We start from the raw sequence: 17,499 nt of genomic DNA, 5'->3' as shown, positions 1-17,499 counted from the left end.
TTTCCCTGTGGCTGCAGTCTCTTGAGCTTCTCCGTGCCGAGGAGACTTGAATCATCCACATAGGAAAATTCCACACCAAGCTCGCGTAGGGTCCATAAACACCGACTAGAACGACTGGTACCACTACCATACAAGGTTATCTCTCTTTTCATCCCGTGCTCCTGAACTGTTAATTTAAAGCAGCTTCAGAGCAGGTCACCCTTTAACTGGGGGAACCCCTACCTAAAACCACACTTCCATTTGTCTTTTTTCCCAAAACCCCTGGTTTACTTCAAGTAACTCCCTAAAAGCCAGGAGGCAGAGAATTAACCTTTGCCACCTTCTCGAACGAATGCGCAGCTCGCAACACCAAATCATCACGAAAACTATCAGCAATTACTTGCAAGCCAACGGGGAGGCCCGCTTCGGTGAATCCGGCAGGTATAGAACAAGCAGGCTGTTGGGTGAGATTGAATGGGTAAGAGAAGGGTGTCCAATCCCAATCTCCACGGCCAGCCGGTGATCGACGATTAACCTCAAAGGCGGGAACAGCGGTAGAGGGAGTAAGCAAAAGATCATACTTTTGATGGAACTCCCTCATGTGAACACACAGCGCAGCTCTTTGGTTCATTGCATCTGTATAATCCTTCAAGGGAATATTCTGGCTCCTTTCAACAAAATCCCTCAACGCAGTTTCAAGCTTTGATTTTTTCTCCTCGGAGAGGCTGCCCAGGGCTCCGGCAACCCCCGCCCCCCAATGACTTAAAAAAATTGGTAATGGATCGTCAAAGCCAGGAGATACCTCCTCCACATTAGCTCCCAAATCATCAAAAATTTTAACCGCCGCGGCCACAACTTGCTTTACTGAGGAATCTACACGAGCGTACCCCAGGTCCGGACTGTACGCTATGCGAAGCCCAGCGATCCCTTCATCTAGGTGATTTGCAAAATTCTCATTGCTATATACTAATCTCGTCCAGTCCCGATGATCGGGTTCCGCAGTTACTGTAAGTAAAAGGGCTGCATCTTGGACTGTCAAAGCCATTGGACCGATATGAGTGAGATTACGCATTGCTCCCTCCGGATAACTAGGGACTCGCCCGTAATTGGCCTTAAACCCGAATACGCCCGCGAAGCTAGAGGGAATTCTGATAGAGCCACCCGCATCGCCACCAATGGCTAAAGGTCCCATGCGGGCCGCAAGCGCTGCCGAAGCACCTCCCGATGACCCACCGGGAGTTTTCCCGAGGTCCCATGGATTGCGAGTGATACCAGTGAGTTCACAATCCCCCACCGCCTTCCATCCAAATTCAGGCATAGTAGTTTTTCCAAAAATCACCGCGCCGTGTTCTCTTAACCTCGCAACACAAGGCGCATCTTCTTCCCAGGGGCCCTCTGGATCGACGCTTAAAGATCCCCGAAGAGTCGGCCAACCTTTGGTTAAAACCATATCCTTTATCGAAATTGGAACTCCATCTAAAAGGCCNTGTGGTTTTCCTTCATTCCACCGCTTCTCTGAGTCCTTTGCCTGCGTCAAGGCGGCCTCTTCATCAACAAAAATAAATGCGTTGATATCCTTGTCACGTTCCTCAACCCGGCCCAAAACAGCCCTGATTACTTCAACGGGTGAGGCCTCTTTGCGCTCAAACAAGCCCAATAAATCTTTAGCCGACTTATAAATAAGATCATTACTCAATTGTTAGATCCCCTTCTTCAAGTGCTGGCCTAGCCTCCGAAACAGGAGCATGATAGCATGACAAACTGTAACATTGCTGTCCATCATTCCCGAAGCAGGTGAGTAAATTGACAACTAATATCCCAAATCCCGTGAAACTAACCCAAACTTTGGTGAGCTTCGACACAATTAACCCTCCTGGAAATGAAAGACCCTGTGCCGAACATGTGGGAAATCTATTAGAAGCTGGAGGCTTCTCTGTTTCCTATCACGAATTCGCAGACACGCGAACAAGCCTGGTGGCCCGCATCGGTGGCAGTTCGGAAGGTAAACCTCTCTGTTTTACCGGACACATAGACGTTGTACCCCTAGGAGGGGCTTCTTGGTCGGTGGATCCCTTCGCAGGGGAGATCGCAGAGGGCAAACTCTATGGCCGCGGAAGCACAGACATGAAAAGCGGCGTAGCCGCATTTGTTACTGCCGCCTTGCGTGTCTCAGAAGAAGTGAAAGATGGGCCAGGGCTAGTTTTAGTGGTTACAGCAGGTGAAGAAACTGGCTGCGAGGGCGCCTACCATCTTGCAGAGCTCGATGGTGTCCTAGGCGAAGCAGGCGCCATCGTCGTTGGGGAACCGACCTCTAATAAACCACGAATTGGTCACAAAGGGGCACTCTGGCTAAAAGCCACAACAAAAGGGGTTACTGCACACGGCTCCCGCCCTGAAGACGGAGACAATGCCGTCTATAAAGCCGCTCGTGCCATTACCCAATTAGAGGATTTTGATTTCAANATTGCCCGGCACGATGTACTCGGAAAACCGACACTCAATGTCGGGACGGTACACGGCGGCATGAATATCAACTCTGTCCCTGACTTGACGGAAATAGGGATTGATATTCGAACCATACCCGCCCAAAGCCATACGAACTTGCAAACCCAATTATCTGGGTATCTTGGAGACGAAGTTGATTTAGAGCCCGTTATTGACGTCGATGGCGTTCTAACTAATACAGCCGATGAGTGGGTACAGGAAGTCAACGAAATCATAACTGGAATCCAAGGTGAAATCCCTGAGTACAAAACTGGNACAGGTTTTACGGACGCCTCNGTTCTTACCCCTGCCTACGGCGGCGCCCCTACTATCATACTGGGTCCTGGAGAACCGTACATGGCGCACAAAACCGATGAATATTGTGTGGTAGAAAAAATTACTGAAGCAGAAGCTGCCTATATGGAAATAATTCGAAAATGGAATAGCCGATAGAGAATGACTATGGAGGCATGGCTCAAGTCAGCGCTACACTACATTCCTGAATGGCTCGATTTCCAAATGCAACTCACGGAACAACCGGGATGCGTTGTTGCCATTGCATCGAAAGGACGACTTGTCCTGGAAAAAGCGTTCGGGGTTGCCAACATTGTCACTGGGCAAAAGCTTACCCCTCGCCACCGATTTAGAGTAGCTTCGCATTCCAAAACATTCACGGCAGCGGCTGTTTTGCGCCTTTGTGAAAAAGAGATGCTACGGCTCGANGACCCGGCCGGCCTCTACATCGATGGGCTGCATCCCACCATAGCCGAAACAAGAATTTCCCAGCTGTTATCCCATAGCTCTGGAATAGTCCGAGACGGAAATGATGCTGGGTACTGGCGCAACCGCAGACCCTTCCTGAATGCAAAAGAACTTCGCACTGAATTAAGAGATCCCCTAATTCTCGAACCCAGTTCACAGTTTAAATATTCTAATCATGCTTTCGGNCTCCTAGGGTTGATTATAGAGTCCGTTACGGGGGAAGCATATTGCGAGTGTGTGAAAAGGCTAATTGTAGATGGAAGTAAACTTGAGGAGACTTTGCCTGACACTCCCGTACCACCTACTGTTCCCATTGCCCAAGGGCACAGTCGAAAACTACCGCTGGGCTACCGGGTGATAATACCCGGGGATGATCCAACAAATGCCCTGGCTCCCGCCACAGGATTTTTGGCCACAGCCGCAGATCTCTCNCTATTTTTTTCGACACTCGACCCCGATGCAAAACGGAGCATTTTGACTCGATCTAGTCGTAAGGAGATGACCCGCATCCATTGGAAGAACCATTCCGAATACGAAGAAAGATATTACGGTCTCGGGACCATGATAGGTAAAACAGGACACTGGGATTGGTTTGGCCATATGGGAGCGTTCCCAGGATTTCTAACTCAAACCGTGGCAGTTCCCCAACACAACATATCTGTTTCGGTAATAACAAACGCAGTGGACGGGCCGTCTAGTATCTGGTCTGACGCGATTCTTTATATTCTCCAAAAATTCGAAGAAAGAGGGGCTCCCAAGGCTAAAACCAAGAAGTGGGAAGGTCGGTGGTGGGATCTCTGGAACACCTTGGACTTTGTGGCCATGGGAGACCGGGTTTTGATAACCGANCCAAGTCTACAAGTACCATTTAGGGATGCCAGTGAAATCACGTTAACGGGTCGCGATAAAGGTAAGATTTCTGCCGCCCCGGGTTTGAAAAATTTTGGAGAAACCGCCCGATTGATACGAGGCCCCACTGGCCTCGCACGTATAGCATGGCTCGGAGGAACGAAACTTTCCACTAAGCATAGGGTCGCCTCAGACTTAAAAAAGAAATACGAAAGCTAGATTCTCCACTAGCACCATATCTACTATTTTCTTCGATTGCGATCTCAAAAGTGATATTGTCTCCTAATAAAATGATTTTTGTTATTTATGGAGATAAAAATGCACCCGAGAAGACAGATAGGCACCATGGCAGCCATTGCAATAATGGCCATATTCAACGGATCTATGGCAATGGNGGACCATCACGCTAAGAGCGGTACATTTGATTACTTACAAGCCCTGACCACGGACTACACAACCGTCAAGCGCGGCGAAGAAACTATCACTGCAGGATCAATAAAAGGATCAGCGACCATAATTAAAAGCAGTGGCGGACCATTCAAGGAAGGTTCCAGTAATACTGTGGTCACGGCTGTCCACATAAAAAAATCTATTGAGGGCATTGACGTTGTAGGGGACGGCATTCAAACCGATTCAGACGGCGACCAAGTGTATACCCATGGGGAGCGNAAAGCAGGAGATATCGCAGTTGGAGGTGGAGGGAAAGGAACCATTAANTTAATCGGTGGAACCGGAAAATACGATGGGGTAACCGGCACCTGCGAATACGCAGTGGAATATCTCCCAAATAACAGAATAGTTATCTTAGGGTCCTGCGATTGGCAACGAAACTAGCCACAACGTAGAATATCGTAAAAAGGGACTGTTAAAGGAGCCAGGCCAAATTGGCCCTGGTTCCTCATAACTCGCAACGCTCTTTATAATGGGCTGACACTTATTTCTCAAAATAGAGACTATTGTGAGCTTCTAAGTGACCACATATACTATTGGCTAACTTTAATAGGAAAAATCAAGCAGGCACAACATGGATGGGCAATCACGGAACGAGATCATTGATTACGGGACACTTGATCCGAAAATGCAGNCTTACGTTGAGGAAGGTGAGAAAAATGCATTGCGACTGGGAAATAGAGGGCCCATAAGGTTTACAGCCGAAGGAAGCCTTGAAAAAGATATTGTTGAATCGTACCAAGAAAATGGGTTCTACATTTTCGAAAACGTACTGGATCAAGCTGAGCTTGCCGACATCGAGGCGGACCTCAAAACCTTACAAGGCCGTCTCCCAAGGGATCGGACGTCCAAGATTGATGGAAGCGGAAGACCCGCCATTAACTCTAAATGTAAATCGGAACCCCTTTACTGGGCAAAACCGCTCAGTGACCCGTTTGGCGGCACTGAACTCGGCAACGGGCGTCACCAAATTAATATGACGGAACATGTCCCGGACGAAGATGCACCAGAGGAGATCGTGTACCTGATAGTAGGAAGCCTGCAGTTTTCGGAAGCCTGCCTGCGAGTTTATGGACATCCCAAATTATTGAAAGTGGCGGAGCAAATTAATGGAGCGGATTTCGTACCTTTCAATGAAGCATTATTCATAAAGGAGCCAGGTCTAGGGGCCTCTGTGTCGTGGCATCAAGATGGTCAAACGCATTGGAAGAAACCTGATCTCGATGAGTACACCCACGGGTTTAACTTTATGGCCCAGCTGTATGGCTGCAACGCTATTAACGGTCTATGGGTAGTTCCAAGCAGTCATAAACTTGGGAAGGTAGACATCAAATCAATGTGCGTTGAAGGAGAGGCCGACCGTATCCCCGGCGCTGTACCCATTCTATGCAATCCAGGAGATGTCGCCATGACGAGCCGACAGATTGTACATGGGTCATTCGCTAATACCAGTTCCCAACCACGAGTAACCGTCAATTTTGGATTTCATAAACGATCTTCCGTACTAAACGTCGAAACCAAAAATTTTGACAATGAACCGATAATCTATGACGAAGAATTTATCCGTAAAAGATCCCGTGTTATCGGGTATGCCATTAATGCCCGGGGCAAGAAATTTCCTGCCGAAACCCCATATATTTACCAGCCTTTTAANGATGACATGGAATCATATCAATGGGATGCAAAAGCCCTTGAGGGACTTCAAGACTACAACACTACTGACATTTTTATCTAATTCGAAGCATTCAGAAAAAGGTCCTATAGCATGAAAAAATCCTCAACTGTTACCGGCGTTTTAGGACTTTGTATTGGCCTCCTCGTCGGCACCTTCTTTTTCGCCAACAATGACGGTAATGCCCCGGGAGAAACAACAACTTCAGCCCCAACAAGTGGAGCAGGGGATGCGCCAATTCGATGGAAAATGGCGAGCAGTTTTGCAAGTTCATTAAGGACGGGAGGTACAAGCGGCAAATATTTTGAGGAGAGAATAAGCATCCTTTCGGATGGGAACATAGAATTAAGATATTTCGACCCTGGTTCCCTGGTTCCAGCTCTGGAAATATTCGATGCCGTCTCAGCAGGTGCCGTTAATGCAGGATGGACCAATCCAGGTTTTTGGGCCGGAAAAGTCCCAGCTCTACAGTTCTTCGCAGCAGTTCCTTTTGGAGCAAGGGCCGGCGAGTCGCTCGCGTGGATCTACCACGGGGGAGGCCTTGAGTTAATGCAGGAAATATATGCACAGCACAATATATACTCGATGCCGTGCCAAGTTTCCGCGGCTGAGGGGTCTGGTTGGTTTAGAAATGAGATAACTTCCCTTGATCAGCTCAGGGGGCTAAAAATGAGGTTTTTTGGTTTAGGCGCGAAAGTAATGGAGAAACTTGGTGTCTCAACGCAGCTAATAGCACCTGGCGATATATTTCCTGCCTTAGAGTTAGGCACGATTGACGCCGCAGAACTTTCCTTTCCAGCCCTCGATCTGGATCTTGGTTTTTACGAAGTTGCCAAGCATTATTATTTTCCAGGATGGCATCAACCTACGACTTTTGGCGAGTTGATGATTAACCTAAACGACTGGAACAGCATTTCCCCAAGACAGCAGGCGCTTCTTCAAACCCTTTGCCAAGAAAGCATCGCCCGTACCTTGGCTGAAAGCGAAGCCATCCAATTTGATGCTCTGTACGAGCTGCAAGAAAAAGGAGTTACCCTTCATCAATGGGAACCAGCCGTTCTAGATGCTTTTGAAACCGCATGGCAAGAAGTGGTTACAGAAGAAGCTGCAAAGGATGCTGATTTTTCTCGAGTATGGGACTCACTTAGGACTTTCAGAGAAAATTATAAAGTATGGGGCGATCTTGGATACATAGACTAATACTCGTAAATATTGCTCATATGCTTTCCTCTCGAACGGAGGAAGCTTTGTATCCATACAGCCACTCAAGATGAGAATAATATTCCTCATCTGACATTCCGCTCATAATTTCATTTCTGAGACTGGAGTGCACTCCGTCAACGTGAAACCAGTTATCTCCCAACTGTCTTGAACCTATCTGTATTCGTGCGGTACGCACTAAACGGCTATCACGATATTTTAGTAGAGCTTCTTCATAATCCTCAGGGTTATTTCCAATGAGTTCAGAAAGAGCCACAGCATCTTCTAGAGCCATGCACGCTCCCTGCGCATAATATTGCAAAGTCGGATGTGCAGCATCCCCGAGAAGAACTGCGCGACCGTCTACCCAATCTCGTATCGGGTCTCGATCACATAAAACCCACATTTTCCAATTCTCGCCAATTTCAATCAGTTGCTTTGGAACTTCATGAATATGAGAAAAATTGGACCGCACCTCTTCCTTACTAACTGACTTTCCAGCAACTACGTCNTTNACCTTGTTATCCTTTGTAATCACAATATTGAATAGTTTGGAACCCGANAGAGGATAATGAACCAAGTGACAACTTGGNCCCATCCACAACGTAGCCGCATTCCACCGAATAGCTTGGGGAAACTGCTCTACCGGAATAACTGAGCGAAATGTAGAGTGCCCGGAAACACGGGGTGTTCCATCACCTGCAACTTTTTCCCTTACCGCCGAGTGTAGACCGTCGGCGCCAACAAGTAATTCNCCNTCCACNGAACTCCCATTAGCNANGTTNACNGTTATCAAGCCGTTATCCTGACTATAGCCGNTAACCTCGCTATTCACCNGGAGTTGGATTCGCGAGTTACTTTTGCAGGCGTTCACCATCTCCTTATGGAGGTCGGCACGGTGCACCACCGCATATGGATTTTGAAAACGCTCCCGAAACCTATCGCCGACAGGAATATCCGCGACTACCTCATTGGTAATAGCATCCATAAAACGCAGTTTATCCACATATACTGCCTGCCTTCGAGCGCCCTGCCCCACCCCTAAATGATCTAACGAGTGAAAAGCGTTGGGCCCCAATTGAATACCCGCCCCAATCTCACCCAACTGCGGAGCCTTCTCCAATACCAGGACGGCCTTGCCTTTATTAGCCAAGCCAAGAGCTACACCAAGCCCTCCCAAACCTCCGCCTGCAACAATGACTGGTCTTTCGTTCATAACCACATAGTAACACGAAATTGCTTTGAACTTCTTACTTACAAGNNGCAAGAACTACGAACTACACACTAAAGCAATCCAANTTCTAACCAACCCGCACACAACAGACGCTGGAAGTGCTGGTGTCGAGGCCTTTATCTCGACACCAGACCAATTTCTAAACTACTTATGGAATACTGTATTCTCCGCCAGTAATGCGACAGAAGAAATGGCTGACCGCTACATTTTCACAATGAAACGTGTACCAACCAGTAATTCCTACGTACTTCCCCGTCCCCGAGTGATAGTCCCCTCGGGTGCCTATGCTTGCCCCAGGACCCCATGGCGCAGTAGCTTGCCAGCGAACATTCACCGTATCACCGTCAACATCCGTTATTGTGCAAAAACCGCCACCCCACTTGGGCACACCTCCCTGGAAAACTTCCTCACCAGTGCAATACCAGGCGCCCCGATGTAAAGGACCGGCCTCCGTATCTGTCGTACTTTGGCCCCAAAACTCCCCTTTCCAGACCCCAAAGTCGGGCTCAAACTGCTGAAAGTCGCCAACACCATGAAACCCTGCCATACCCCCAGTCTCAGTTCCCGTCTCTCCTGCCTGGGCACCAACAAGTGAGGCGCTAATCCCTAGCGAGAAGGAGACAACACAAACATTAATGAATTTCCACATTTAACGTTCCTCCCTAACCTTATTTGTAATTTATAGTGATTCTAAAAATATCATAGAAACATAAGATAACGTAATTTGACTATATTATAGATATTTTTAAATTAATCCTTCTATTGAGATGCGCGACGCGCAAGACACCAATTTCATTTTGTTTCTATTTCCAGAAAAATTCAGCTAACAGCTTGGTCTCGGGATGGACCTAACATATTGTTCTGTTGCTGCGTGATGACAGACCCATGCCAGGGTCCGATAAGCTCTTTTTGTGCCGTCCTAAATTGAGGTGGATAATGATTACTGTATTTGGCTCGATAAACCTTGATCTTGTTTTCAACGTCAGCAAGTTACCGNGCCCTGGCGAAACCGTGCTGTGCCCTGATTATTTTAAGGCTGCTGGTGGCAAAGGACTAAACCAAGCAGTAGCCGCAGCCCGGGCACGACCAAGCAAGGACCTATCCATCAACATGGTCGGACGCGCCGGCAAAGATGAATTTGGAGATATTGCACTAACCGCACTTGAGGGGGCAGGAGTAAATATTAAAAATATTCGACGAGGACCGGAACCAACGGCATGCGCTGCTGTCTCAGTAGATGCAAAAGCCGAAAACCAGATAGTAGTGGCAAGCGGCGCTAACACCATGCTTAAAGATGATGATCTCCCGGATAAGTTGCTAACCCCTGAGACTGTGCTTGTCCTACAGATGGAAATTCCGCTAGAGGCAAACTGCAAGATAATTCAGCGGGCTAAACAACGGGGAGTTCGCGTACTTTTAAATCTCGCCCCTGCAGCACCTTTTCCGGGAGACATGATCTCGTTGCTGGATCTTTTAGTAGTCAATGAGGTTGAAGCAAAGATGATGGCAAACCNCAACGATCTAGACACGAGCTCTAGCAGAGCCGCAGCCCGCGCAATTGCAGGGAAATTTTCTGTTCCGACTATTGTAAGTCTGGGCGCTCAGGGGGCCCATGCTTTTAGCAATAATGAAGAATGGCAAATCGATGCCCTTCCAATAACTCCTGTCGATACGGTGGGCGCTGGCGATTCCTTTGTCGGGAACCTTGCAGTCGGTATGGCCCTCAATAACTCTTTAGCCCAGATGCTCCACAACGCTAGCGTTGCAGCTGGACTTGCTTGTCTCACACAAGGGGCAGCGACAAGTATGCCAGCCTATATGGAAGTAGAAGAGCGATTGGGAGATCTTCCTTCTGCCCAAAAAGTTTCCCNCTTATAAGCAACTACNTTGAAATTACTAAAAGGAGCANATCTNATTCNATAAAGTCGNTTGAATGCATTAGCTAAGCTTCGTGGGATATTTCTCAGTCTTTGTGGCTGGCCCCAACGGATTATTCCTGTAGGCATCTACACCGCGCGCCCAATACGCCTCAAAAGTGGGCCACACCGACAAATCACACTTAACTTCTGGAGGACAATAGCGCATAGTCACCCCACATCTTCTNCGGTCCGATGTATTAGGCCCCGAGCCATGAATGAGGCGACTGTCGTGAAGAGATATTTCGCCAGCCTTCATATCCAATATTCTGACACTCTCTTCGTCTATCTGGTGTTCATCCACTTCCTTTGACAGAACCAAATTAGGTGCATTGTTGATATGATGTTTAAACCCACCTTTCAGATGGCTACCACGGATCACTTTCATCGCCGCATTATCTTCATCTGTATCATAGATCGCTAGCCAAGCGGTCACCGTCCGCCTTGGAGAGAGTGGCCAGTATTCGGNATCTTGATGCCATGGCACCTCGGANCCGTCATGGGGATATTTCACAAAAAATTGCCCGCCCCATTGGAAAAAATTGGGCCCGATAATATCCTCAACGTAGTCTAGGATTGCTGGCGTGTGGCACAATCTCGCAAAAGATTGGCTGGCCTTGTGCCACATATTCACCCGATTAATGTCAATTTCTTCTGGAAGTCTACCAGACCATTCGTCAAACATTTTCTGAAGTTGTGCCACTCCGTCTGGGGCAAAAACTGGCAAATTTTTAATAAACCCATCCCGATCAAACTGGGCTTTTTGCGCAGCACTCAAGCGGCCCGCCCTAGAATCAATTTCAAGTTCCACTCGCTCAACACCCTTTTAGAAAAACTATTGCCCCATACCAAGCTTAGGCGGTTCGCCCGAGAATTTTCTCAAAATATGCCCCGGCGCCACGACNTCCACATAGTCATTACCATCAAAAACCTGGGTTCCATTAATCCAGGTTCCCAACAACCCAGGTGCCTGCCTAAGCAAGCGTTCACCATCCGCGGGCAAATCAAAATGCTGTGTCATTTTCGTAATTGAAATGGTATCCGGGTCAAACAAGATCATATCCGCCCACGCCCCCACGGTAAGCTGCCCTCTATCAATTATTCCATAGACATCTGCCGGATCGTGAGTGACTTTCCGGATCGCTGTAGGCAAATCAAATAACCCCTTCTCGCGGGACCAGTAACCAAAAAGATGCATGGCATACCCAGCATCACAAAGCATTGAATTATGTGCACCTGCATCAGAAAGACTTATCAGAGTACCATCATTACCTATTATCTCGGCAACTCCTTCGTCTTCCATATTCAGCAAATAAAAAGCATACTTAGTCTTGAAATCCTCCTCCAGGGCAAGGTCAAGAAACAAATCCAACGGATCAACATCACGTTCCAAAGCAATTTCCAGAACACTTTTTCCTTCAAGGTCTTTGTTCTTATCCAAACCCGCTACCGCAACGATAACCCACTCCCAGCGGCCAGTGAAGAGGCGAGCACTATCAAAATCTTTTATCGCATCCCTAAAATCATTACGAAAATCTGAATCTGAAAATATCGTCCGCAATTCGTCTTGGTCTTCCGTGGTTGGCCAAATAGAGTAAGTTTTCAGGGCGTATGCCCCGTCAAGATAAAAACTCAAGCTGAGCGGCTGACACGAACCTTGGGTGAAAACTGGCAGCCCGCGCTGGCGAGCAGCCTCTGCCTCCTTCATAATCCTCAATCCACGCTCTGGCTGACGCGGATGATAGAAATGAGCTGCGTAACAACCCGGTTTACCACTGATCTCCGACATTTCCTCTACAAATGGTATCCCATGCATTTCACCGAAGGTTGCCATAAAGACTCCGTGATCATACTCCGACAAAACTTTTGCAAATGACCGATACTCGTCGTCCGTAGAAAAACGTGAAGCAATAGGAATACCACCAGCCCCACGATGGTTCTCATTACTTGAGGACCCGAGACCCACAGCTCCCGCATCCATAGCCTCTCGAAAGAGGTCCAACATTTGTTCCAGTTCATCATCTGTGGCAGCACGTTGCGACCCCGCATCACCCATTACCGCCGTTCGCATAACAGCATGAGACGCAAGAACAGCTACATTGGGATACGTCCCTTTCTCCTCAAGCAGCGACATGTATTCACCAAAGGTCTCATAATTTGTATCAATACCAGCCCGCAAAGATTCGAGAGACATTGCCTCTACCTCCGCAAGATTGGCAAGAATGCTGTCTCGGTGCTCCTCTGGTGCTGGGGCCACCCCAAAACCACAATTACCTACGACGACAGTGGTAACCCCAAGGGCCGGCGATGGAGAAGCTGTCTTATCCCATGTCAGTTGGGCATCATAATGGGTATGAATATCGATTACGCCTGGGGCAAGGACATGCCCCTCTGCATCAAGAATATCTAAAGCATTACCCTCAATATGTCCGATAGCCGCTACCCGACCATCCTTTACCGCCAAATCACCCTCAATTAGGGGGTTTCCAAGCCCATCGGCTATTAAGGCATTCCGAATTATTAAATTATACACTATTCAGACCCTAAGGAATTCCAGAAAGAGCCTTAATTGAAGCAGATACGACTAAATTTTTCAATCGCCCCAATGCCTAAATGACAGCCTAACGGATTGCTAACTGTTCTCGAATTACGACAGTGGGCAAAAGAGCTCGCCAATCTCTACAAAACAGGAGAGTGTATCTATTCCATGGAACAGAAGAACCTATGGGAGCATAGCAAGCTCTTACTTTCTATAAACTCTCCGCATTACCCGAAAGGTATTCGGCAACCCCTTCAGGAGTATTAGTCATACCCTCACTTCCTGAGCTCCAACCAGCGGGGCAAACCTGGCCATTTTCCTCAAAGAATTGTAGCGCTTCTACTATTCTTACCAGCTCGTCCATATCCCGGCCAATAGGCTCATCATTGACGATTTGATGTCTTACGATACCCCTTTTATCAATCACAAACGTGGCGCGCATCGCCACCCCAGCAGGATAATAACTCTCGGACTCATGTGCCAAAATCCCATATGATGAGGAGATTTCTTTGGTGAGATCAGCTGCTAACGTGTAAGGAACCGGGCCAATCCCACCCCGATTAACCGCCGTCTTTCTCCATGCATCATGGGTGAAATGCGAATCTATGCTGACGCCAACTACTTCGCACTTTAATTTCTGAAACTGCTCAAACCGGTTAGCCACGGCCAGTATTTCAGATGGACACACGAAGGTGAAATCCAACGGATAGAAAAACAACACGCCATATTTGCCCGATATCGCCTCACCAAAGTCAAAGTCATCGACTATTGATCCATCTCCTAGAACTGCTTGTGCAGTAAAGTTTGGTGCTTCACGACCTACTAAAATGCTCAACTTTAATCCCCTTTCCTATTAGCCCAACTTGTGTTCCAACCATCCACTCTCACGCTTCGGCTCCGAACAGACCCTCGACCCCCCCCAATCCACCAATGCCACCCTCCGCCCTCAACTTTCATACCGCCGGGCACCATAAACAGGAAAAATATCATTTGCAACTGCTTCTCACTCTCACAGTATAAATTACCGTACTCCATCCCATCCTATTGATCTAACGATTTTTATTCGTTATTGCGATTGCGACTTATTNTCATTGACATATATGCTCGCTTCCTATAGAACCTCCTCTTGGATGTACCCTTCTTCATATCGTCCACTAAGAACCCAGCCACCATAAATGGCTGGGTTCTTTTCCAACACTAATGACCGAGGAAGCTAAACATGAAACTACACTCACTCTTCGCCGCCCTCTCTCTGGTGCTTGTTGGGCTCATAAACACGTCCCACACGAAGGCCATGGAGACAAAACCTATCTTAACTCTTGATATGGCAAAACAGATTGCTGGAGCATGCGAATCGTTCCAGCAAGAGAAGGGCTTTAACCCCATAATAATCGCCATATACGACGACGGGGGTAATCTCAAACTGTTCCGGAGGCAGGAAAATTCCTTCCTTGGTAGTATTACCATCGCCCATATGAAAGCCACCACTTCATCGAGCTTCCCTTTCTCTTCCCGATTTATGGGAGAACTCGTTTATGGGAAGGACGGTCAGCCAGGAATGATACCAGGTGGAGCCGAAATTGCGGGACACGCCGCTTTCCCTGGTGGCCTTCCAATCATAACTAAGGCTGGCGCCCATATCGGCAGCATAGGGGTCAGTGGGGCAACTGCCGACGAGGACGAACAGTGTGCCCAAGCGGGACTAGATTCAATTGCTGATCTACTTTGAAGCTTGGATTGTTCTACTTTGGGCATACAAAGGGCATGGGCGTCTTATTAGCCCATGCCTTCCTAACAACAATTCATCTACACGCTGCTAAGGCTTGATCGAGAGCGGACACTCCGTAATCATACAACCCTCTAATGTCTGCTCGACCATCATGCTCGGGCCGGTCGGAATACCATCCAATTAAAACAAGAGCCCTAATAACTAGAAACAACGGCACATAAGAGATGGAGTCATCAGTCAAATAACGGTGTTTCCTATACCCTTCCAATAAAGAATCCTGCAAAAGTGAAAATTGACTGTTATCCCTATAGTCAAAGAGTGCAACGGCTAAATCNTATTGGTGCCATCCAAAACCAGAGTCATCNAAATCTATGATNTGNAGTTGATCNNCATTCACGATAACGTTCCCCGGGTGAAGGTCNGCGTGAATTAAACTGTATATCTCNNCACNCTCGCCATATTCGGTTANAACATCACCAATNTGNTCGCGGGCCTGNCCTAACCATTCGCNCTGNTCTTNGTTGGTTAANCGTGATTCCCAAAATCTNCCCCAGAAAGGGTTTTCTCCAAAAAATCCGTCAACGTTAAATGAGTGGCGTGAGAAATTCTTTGTCGGTTTCCAGACAGTAGATTGATTATGAATTTTCGCTAACAATTCGCCAATNTGGGCAAACATCTTACCTGCGTCCTCANTGGCTAAATCACCTTGCAATAAGGATTGCATTGAGATGCCATCTACCCATTCAAGCATGCCCCCGTAACGGTCCTCTCCATGGACATTAACCCTACAATAGTAAGAACCTAGTGTTGTTTTTATGGGCACTGGTACATCTATATCGGCCGTCCGCAATGCATGGGTCCACTGCTGCTCTGAAGTTAACTCCACAAAAGAGTGATAGCCTGGCCGGTGNAATCGAAGAACATATTTCTGCCCAGCCACATCTGTAACTCGGAAGGCTATGTTCTCAGTTAAAGGGAGTAATTCCAACTCACAGACTTCAATATCCCATCGCGACACCGCTTGCCTAGCAACATTGTCCAGGAAATTATCCATAAATCTCTCGAAGTGTTTCATTAAAAGCTGCAAGGAATGCCTCGCTATCCGTGTGCTGAAACACGAGAGGTGGACGGATCTTGAGCATGTTCCGGTGGGCCCCTGCATGGCTTATTAGAAAGCCCTTGTCTTTGAGCTTCTCTACCACTCTCCGGGCGCCCTCAACATCTGGCTCTCTAGTTGTTCGGTCTAACACCCACTCTATCCCGATAAAAAGCCCCACTCCACGCACATCTCCCATCTGTTCAAAATGCGGTTCAATTTTCTGCAGTTCGTCTAGGAGCTTTCCTCCCACCGCCTGCACACTACTTTGGATGCCCTCATTTTCAATGATATCCAACACGGCATTTCCTGCTGCTGCTTGTAAGGGGCTCGCCGCAAAAGTATTGAAATATCGTGTCTCCGACCGAAATTTCTCTACTAATTCGCGGCTTGCGGCAACACCGGCCAAAGGCACTCCCGCACCAATCGGTTTCCCCATGGTCACGATATCCGGCAAGACACCCATATCCTGGTAGCCCCACCACTTTCCCGTTCTGCACAAACCTGATTGCACTTCGTCACAAATCAATAATCCTCCAGCGGCATGCACCATTGCAGCCGCTTTGGAAAGGTACTCCTCGGGGACAGTAGGAAGACCTTCATTTGCAAAAATAGAACACACCAACATACCGGCAAAGGGAATACTATCCCTTCTGAAACTTTGAATTGTTTGATCAAGCTCCTCCAGATAATAGCTACAAGCATCATCTCCAACGAATCTGTATGTATCGGGAAACGATACAGCCCGAACTTCTGCAGCTTTGGTAGTCATTGTAGCACTACACCTTGTGAGGGCACCGACTGCGGCACTATTCCCGTGATATGCAGCGTTTGTACATACTATACCTCGGCCTTTTGTCGCTTGGCGGGCCATCAACAAAGCTACCTCGTTGGCCTCAGTGCCTGAACAAGTTAGTATCGCACATTCAATTCCGTCGTGGTGCCTCTCCGTTAATCTCTCGCTATACTCCACTATTCCCTCATGAAGATAACGACTGTGGACATTCAAGGTGGCGACCTGACGAGAAATTGCTTCAACCACATGAGGGTGGCAGTGCCCCACACTAGCTACGTTGTTGTACATATCAGTATAGCGCCGGCCAGCCGCGTCAAACAAAGAAACCCCCTCACCTCGAACCAGGTGCAGCGGTTTTGAATAAAACAAGGGTGCCCCAGCGCCTAAGACCTTATCACGACGCCCCTGAAGTTCAGTAATGTCACCCATGTGGCAGTCCTCCCCTAATATCCCTAGTTCTAGCAATAAGTCGTCCTATTTTAACAGCTAGACGATCTATTATATCAAGCAGGCCTCACTAGAACCGGCCTGCCCTTTCTTCCAACGCCCACGTTGGACCTGAAAAACCATGCCGGTCCATTAGTTCGCAGGCTTCTGACACAGTCCATTTCTTCCAATTTACATCCAAATAGTTACCATACCATGCAGCAGCAAATGGCTGGAGCTCATCAAGACGTTTTATGTCTCCTTTGGGCATGTTGTGCCGAGAGCACCATTTATCGATATGGTCTTCTGTTTCAAAAACCAGCATCATACTGCACGAGTAGACTACATTATCCCAAATCTTAGCCAT

General features: G+C 47.8%; 17 protein-coding genes. 7 read left to right on the top strand and 10 right to left on the bottom strand.

The features are described 5' to 3' along the window. Positions 1-283 precede the first annotated feature (283 nt). Entirely contained in the window at positions 284-1,675 is a 1,392-nt protein-coding gene (locus CMM32_07300) for an amidase (GenBank protein MBT06706.1), read from the bottom strand. 107 nt (positions 1,676-1,782) lie between these two features. On the opposite strand from CMM32_07300, the gene CMM32_07295 reads away from it, so the two are divergent. From CMM32_07295 to CMM32_07275, 5 genes are all read left to right on the top strand, one after another. Beyond that, positions 1,783-2,916: an acetylornithine deacetylase gene (locus CMM32_07295; protein MBT06705.1), complete on the top strand. Its 1,134-nt coding sequence runs from the start codon at positions 1,783-1,785 to the stop codon at positions 2,914-2,916. Positions 2,917-2,925: 9 nt separating this feature from the next. Continuing rightward, a complete protein-coding gene (locus CMM32_07290) occupies positions 2,926-4,293 on the top strand; it encodes a serine hydrolase (protein ID MBT06704.1) in 1,368 nt (455 codons plus the stop codon). A 99-nt stretch (positions 4,294-4,392) separates the two neighbouring features. Continuing rightward, the gene (locus tag CMM32_07285) at positions 4,393-4,908 is read left to right on the top strand and encodes a hypothetical protein (protein MBT06703.1); all 516 of its coding nucleotides are present in this window, start codon (positions 4,393-4,395) and stop codon (positions 4,906-4,908) included. 190 nt (positions 4,909-5,098) lie between these two features. Next, positions 5,099-6,259 carry a phytanoyl-CoA dioxygenase gene (locus tag CMM32_07280; GenBank protein ID MBT06702.1) on the top strand — a complete coding sequence of 387 codons (1,161 nt, stop codon included), beginning with the start codon at positions 5,099-5,101 and terminating at the stop codon, positions 6,257-6,259. Between the two features lie 30 nt (positions 6,260-6,289). Beyond that, on the top strand, positions 6,290-7,396 hold the full coding sequence (locus CMM32_07275) for a C4-dicarboxylate ABC transporter (GenBank protein ID MBT06701.1): 1,107 nt from the start codon (positions 6,290-6,292) through the stop codon (positions 7,394-7,396). A gap of 16 nt (positions 7,397-7,412) precedes the next feature. Here the strand turns inward: CMM32_07275 and CMM32_07270 are convergent, their stop codons facing one another. Further along, positions 7,413-8,612, bottom strand: a complete 1,200-nt coding sequence (locus tag CMM32_07270) for a salicylate hydroxylase (protein ID MBT06700.1) — start codon at positions 8,610-8,612, stop codon at positions 7,413-7,415. 166 nt (positions 8,613-8,778) lie between these two features. Continuing rightward, positions 8,779-9,279 (bottom strand): hypothetical protein, encoded by a 501-nt coding sequence (locus CMM32_07265; GenBank protein MBT06699.1) that lies wholly within the window; start codon positions 9,277-9,279, stop codon positions 8,779-8,781. Positions 9,280-9,515: 236 nt separating this feature from the next. Here CMM32_07265 and CMM32_07260 point away from each other — a divergent pair, with 236 nt between their 5' ends. Beyond that, positions 9,516-10,508 (top strand): ribokinase, encoded by a 993-nt coding sequence (locus tag CMM32_07260; protein ID MBT06698.1) that lies wholly within the window; start codon positions 9,516-9,518, stop codon positions 10,506-10,508. Positions 10,509-10,568: 60 nt separating this feature from the next. Here the strand turns inward: CMM32_07260 and CMM32_07255 are convergent, their stop codons facing one another. The 4 genes from CMM32_07255 to CMM32_07240 all read right to left on the bottom strand — a co-directional run bounded on the left by CMM32_07255 (position 10,569) and on the right by CMM32_07240 (position 14,120). After that, positions 10,569-11,357 (bottom strand): phytanoyl-CoA dioxygenase family protein, encoded by a 789-nt coding sequence (locus CMM32_07255; GenBank protein ID MBT06697.1) that lies wholly within the window; start codon positions 11,355-11,357, stop codon positions 10,569-10,571. Between the two features lie 24 nt (positions 11,358-11,381). Next, on the bottom strand, positions 11,382-13,079 hold the full coding sequence (locus CMM32_07250; protein ID MBT06696.1) for a hypothetical protein: 1,698 nt from the start codon (positions 13,077-13,079) through the stop codon (positions 11,382-11,384). A 217-nt stretch (positions 13,080-13,296) separates the two neighbouring features. After that, positions 13,297-13,920 (bottom strand): alkyl hydroperoxide reductase, encoded by a 624-nt coding sequence (locus tag CMM32_07245; protein ID MBT06695.1) that lies wholly within the window; start codon positions 13,918-13,920, stop codon positions 13,297-13,299. Positions 13,921-13,922: 2 nt separating this feature from the next. Continuing rightward, the gene (locus CMM32_07240; GenBank protein ID MBT06694.1) at positions 13,923-14,120 is read right to left on the bottom strand and encodes a hypothetical protein; all 198 of its coding nucleotides are present in this window, start codon (positions 14,118-14,120) and stop codon (positions 13,923-13,925) included. A gap of 184 nt (positions 14,121-14,304) precedes the next feature. On the opposite strand from CMM32_07240, the gene CMM32_07235 reads away from it, so the two are divergent. Continuing rightward, positions 14,305-14,814, top strand: coding sequence for a hypothetical protein (locus tag CMM32_07235; protein MBT06693.1), 510 nt, complete (start codon positions 14,305-14,307; stop codon positions 14,812-14,814). 73 nt (positions 14,815-14,887) lie between these two features. Here the strand turns inward: CMM32_07235 and CMM32_07230 are convergent, their stop codons facing one another. The 3 genes from CMM32_07230 to CMM32_07220 form a co-directional block, all read right to left on the bottom strand. Then, entirely contained in the window at positions 14,888-15,976 is a 1,089-nt protein-coding gene (locus CMM32_07230) for a hypothetical protein (protein MBT06692.1), read from the bottom strand. Next, positions 15,861-17,135, bottom strand: a complete 1,275-nt coding sequence (locus CMM32_07225) for an aspartate aminotransferase family protein (protein MBT06691.1) — start codon at positions 17,133-17,135, stop codon at positions 15,861-15,863. The genes CMM32_07230 and CMM32_07225 overlap by 116 nt, the downstream gene beginning before the upstream one ends. Positions 17,136-17,223: 88 nt before the next feature. Then, positions 17,224-17,499: a hypothetical protein gene (locus CMM32_07220; protein MBT06690.1), complete on the bottom strand. Its 276-nt coding sequence runs from the start codon at positions 17,497-17,499 to the stop codon at positions 17,224-17,226.

It is taken from the genome of Rhodospirillaceae bacterium (assembly GCA_002728255.1).
Taxonomy (GTDB): Bacteria; Pseudomonadota; Alphaproteobacteria; order UBA7887; family UBA7887.
This window is presented reverse-complemented; position numbering and strand designations above follow the sequence as displayed.

Coding starts and splice junctions, on each gene's coding strand:
- CMM32_07275 (MBT06701.1), top strand. CDS start 6,290: ATGAAAAAATCCTCAACTGTTACCGGCGTTTTAGGACTTTGTATTGGC.
- CMM32_07265 (MBT06699.1), bottom strand. CDS start 9,279: ATGTGGAAATTCATTAATGTTTGTGTTGTCTCCTTCTCGCTAGGGATT.
- CMM32_07240 (MBT06694.1), bottom strand. CDS start 14,120: ATGGAGTACGGTAATTTATACTGTGAGAGTGAGAAGCAGTTGCAAATG.
- CMM32_07235 (MBT06693.1), top strand. CDS start 14,305: ATGAAACTACACTCACTCTTCGCCGCCCTCTCTCTGGTGCTTGTTGGG.
- CMM32_07225 (MBT06691.1), bottom strand. CDS start 17,135: ATGGGTGACATTACTGAACTTCAGGGGCGTCGTGATAAGGTCTTAGGC.
- CMM32_07220 (MBT06690.1), bottom strand. CDS start 17,499: ATGGCTAAGATTTGGGATAATGTAGTCTACTCGTGCAGTATGATGCTG.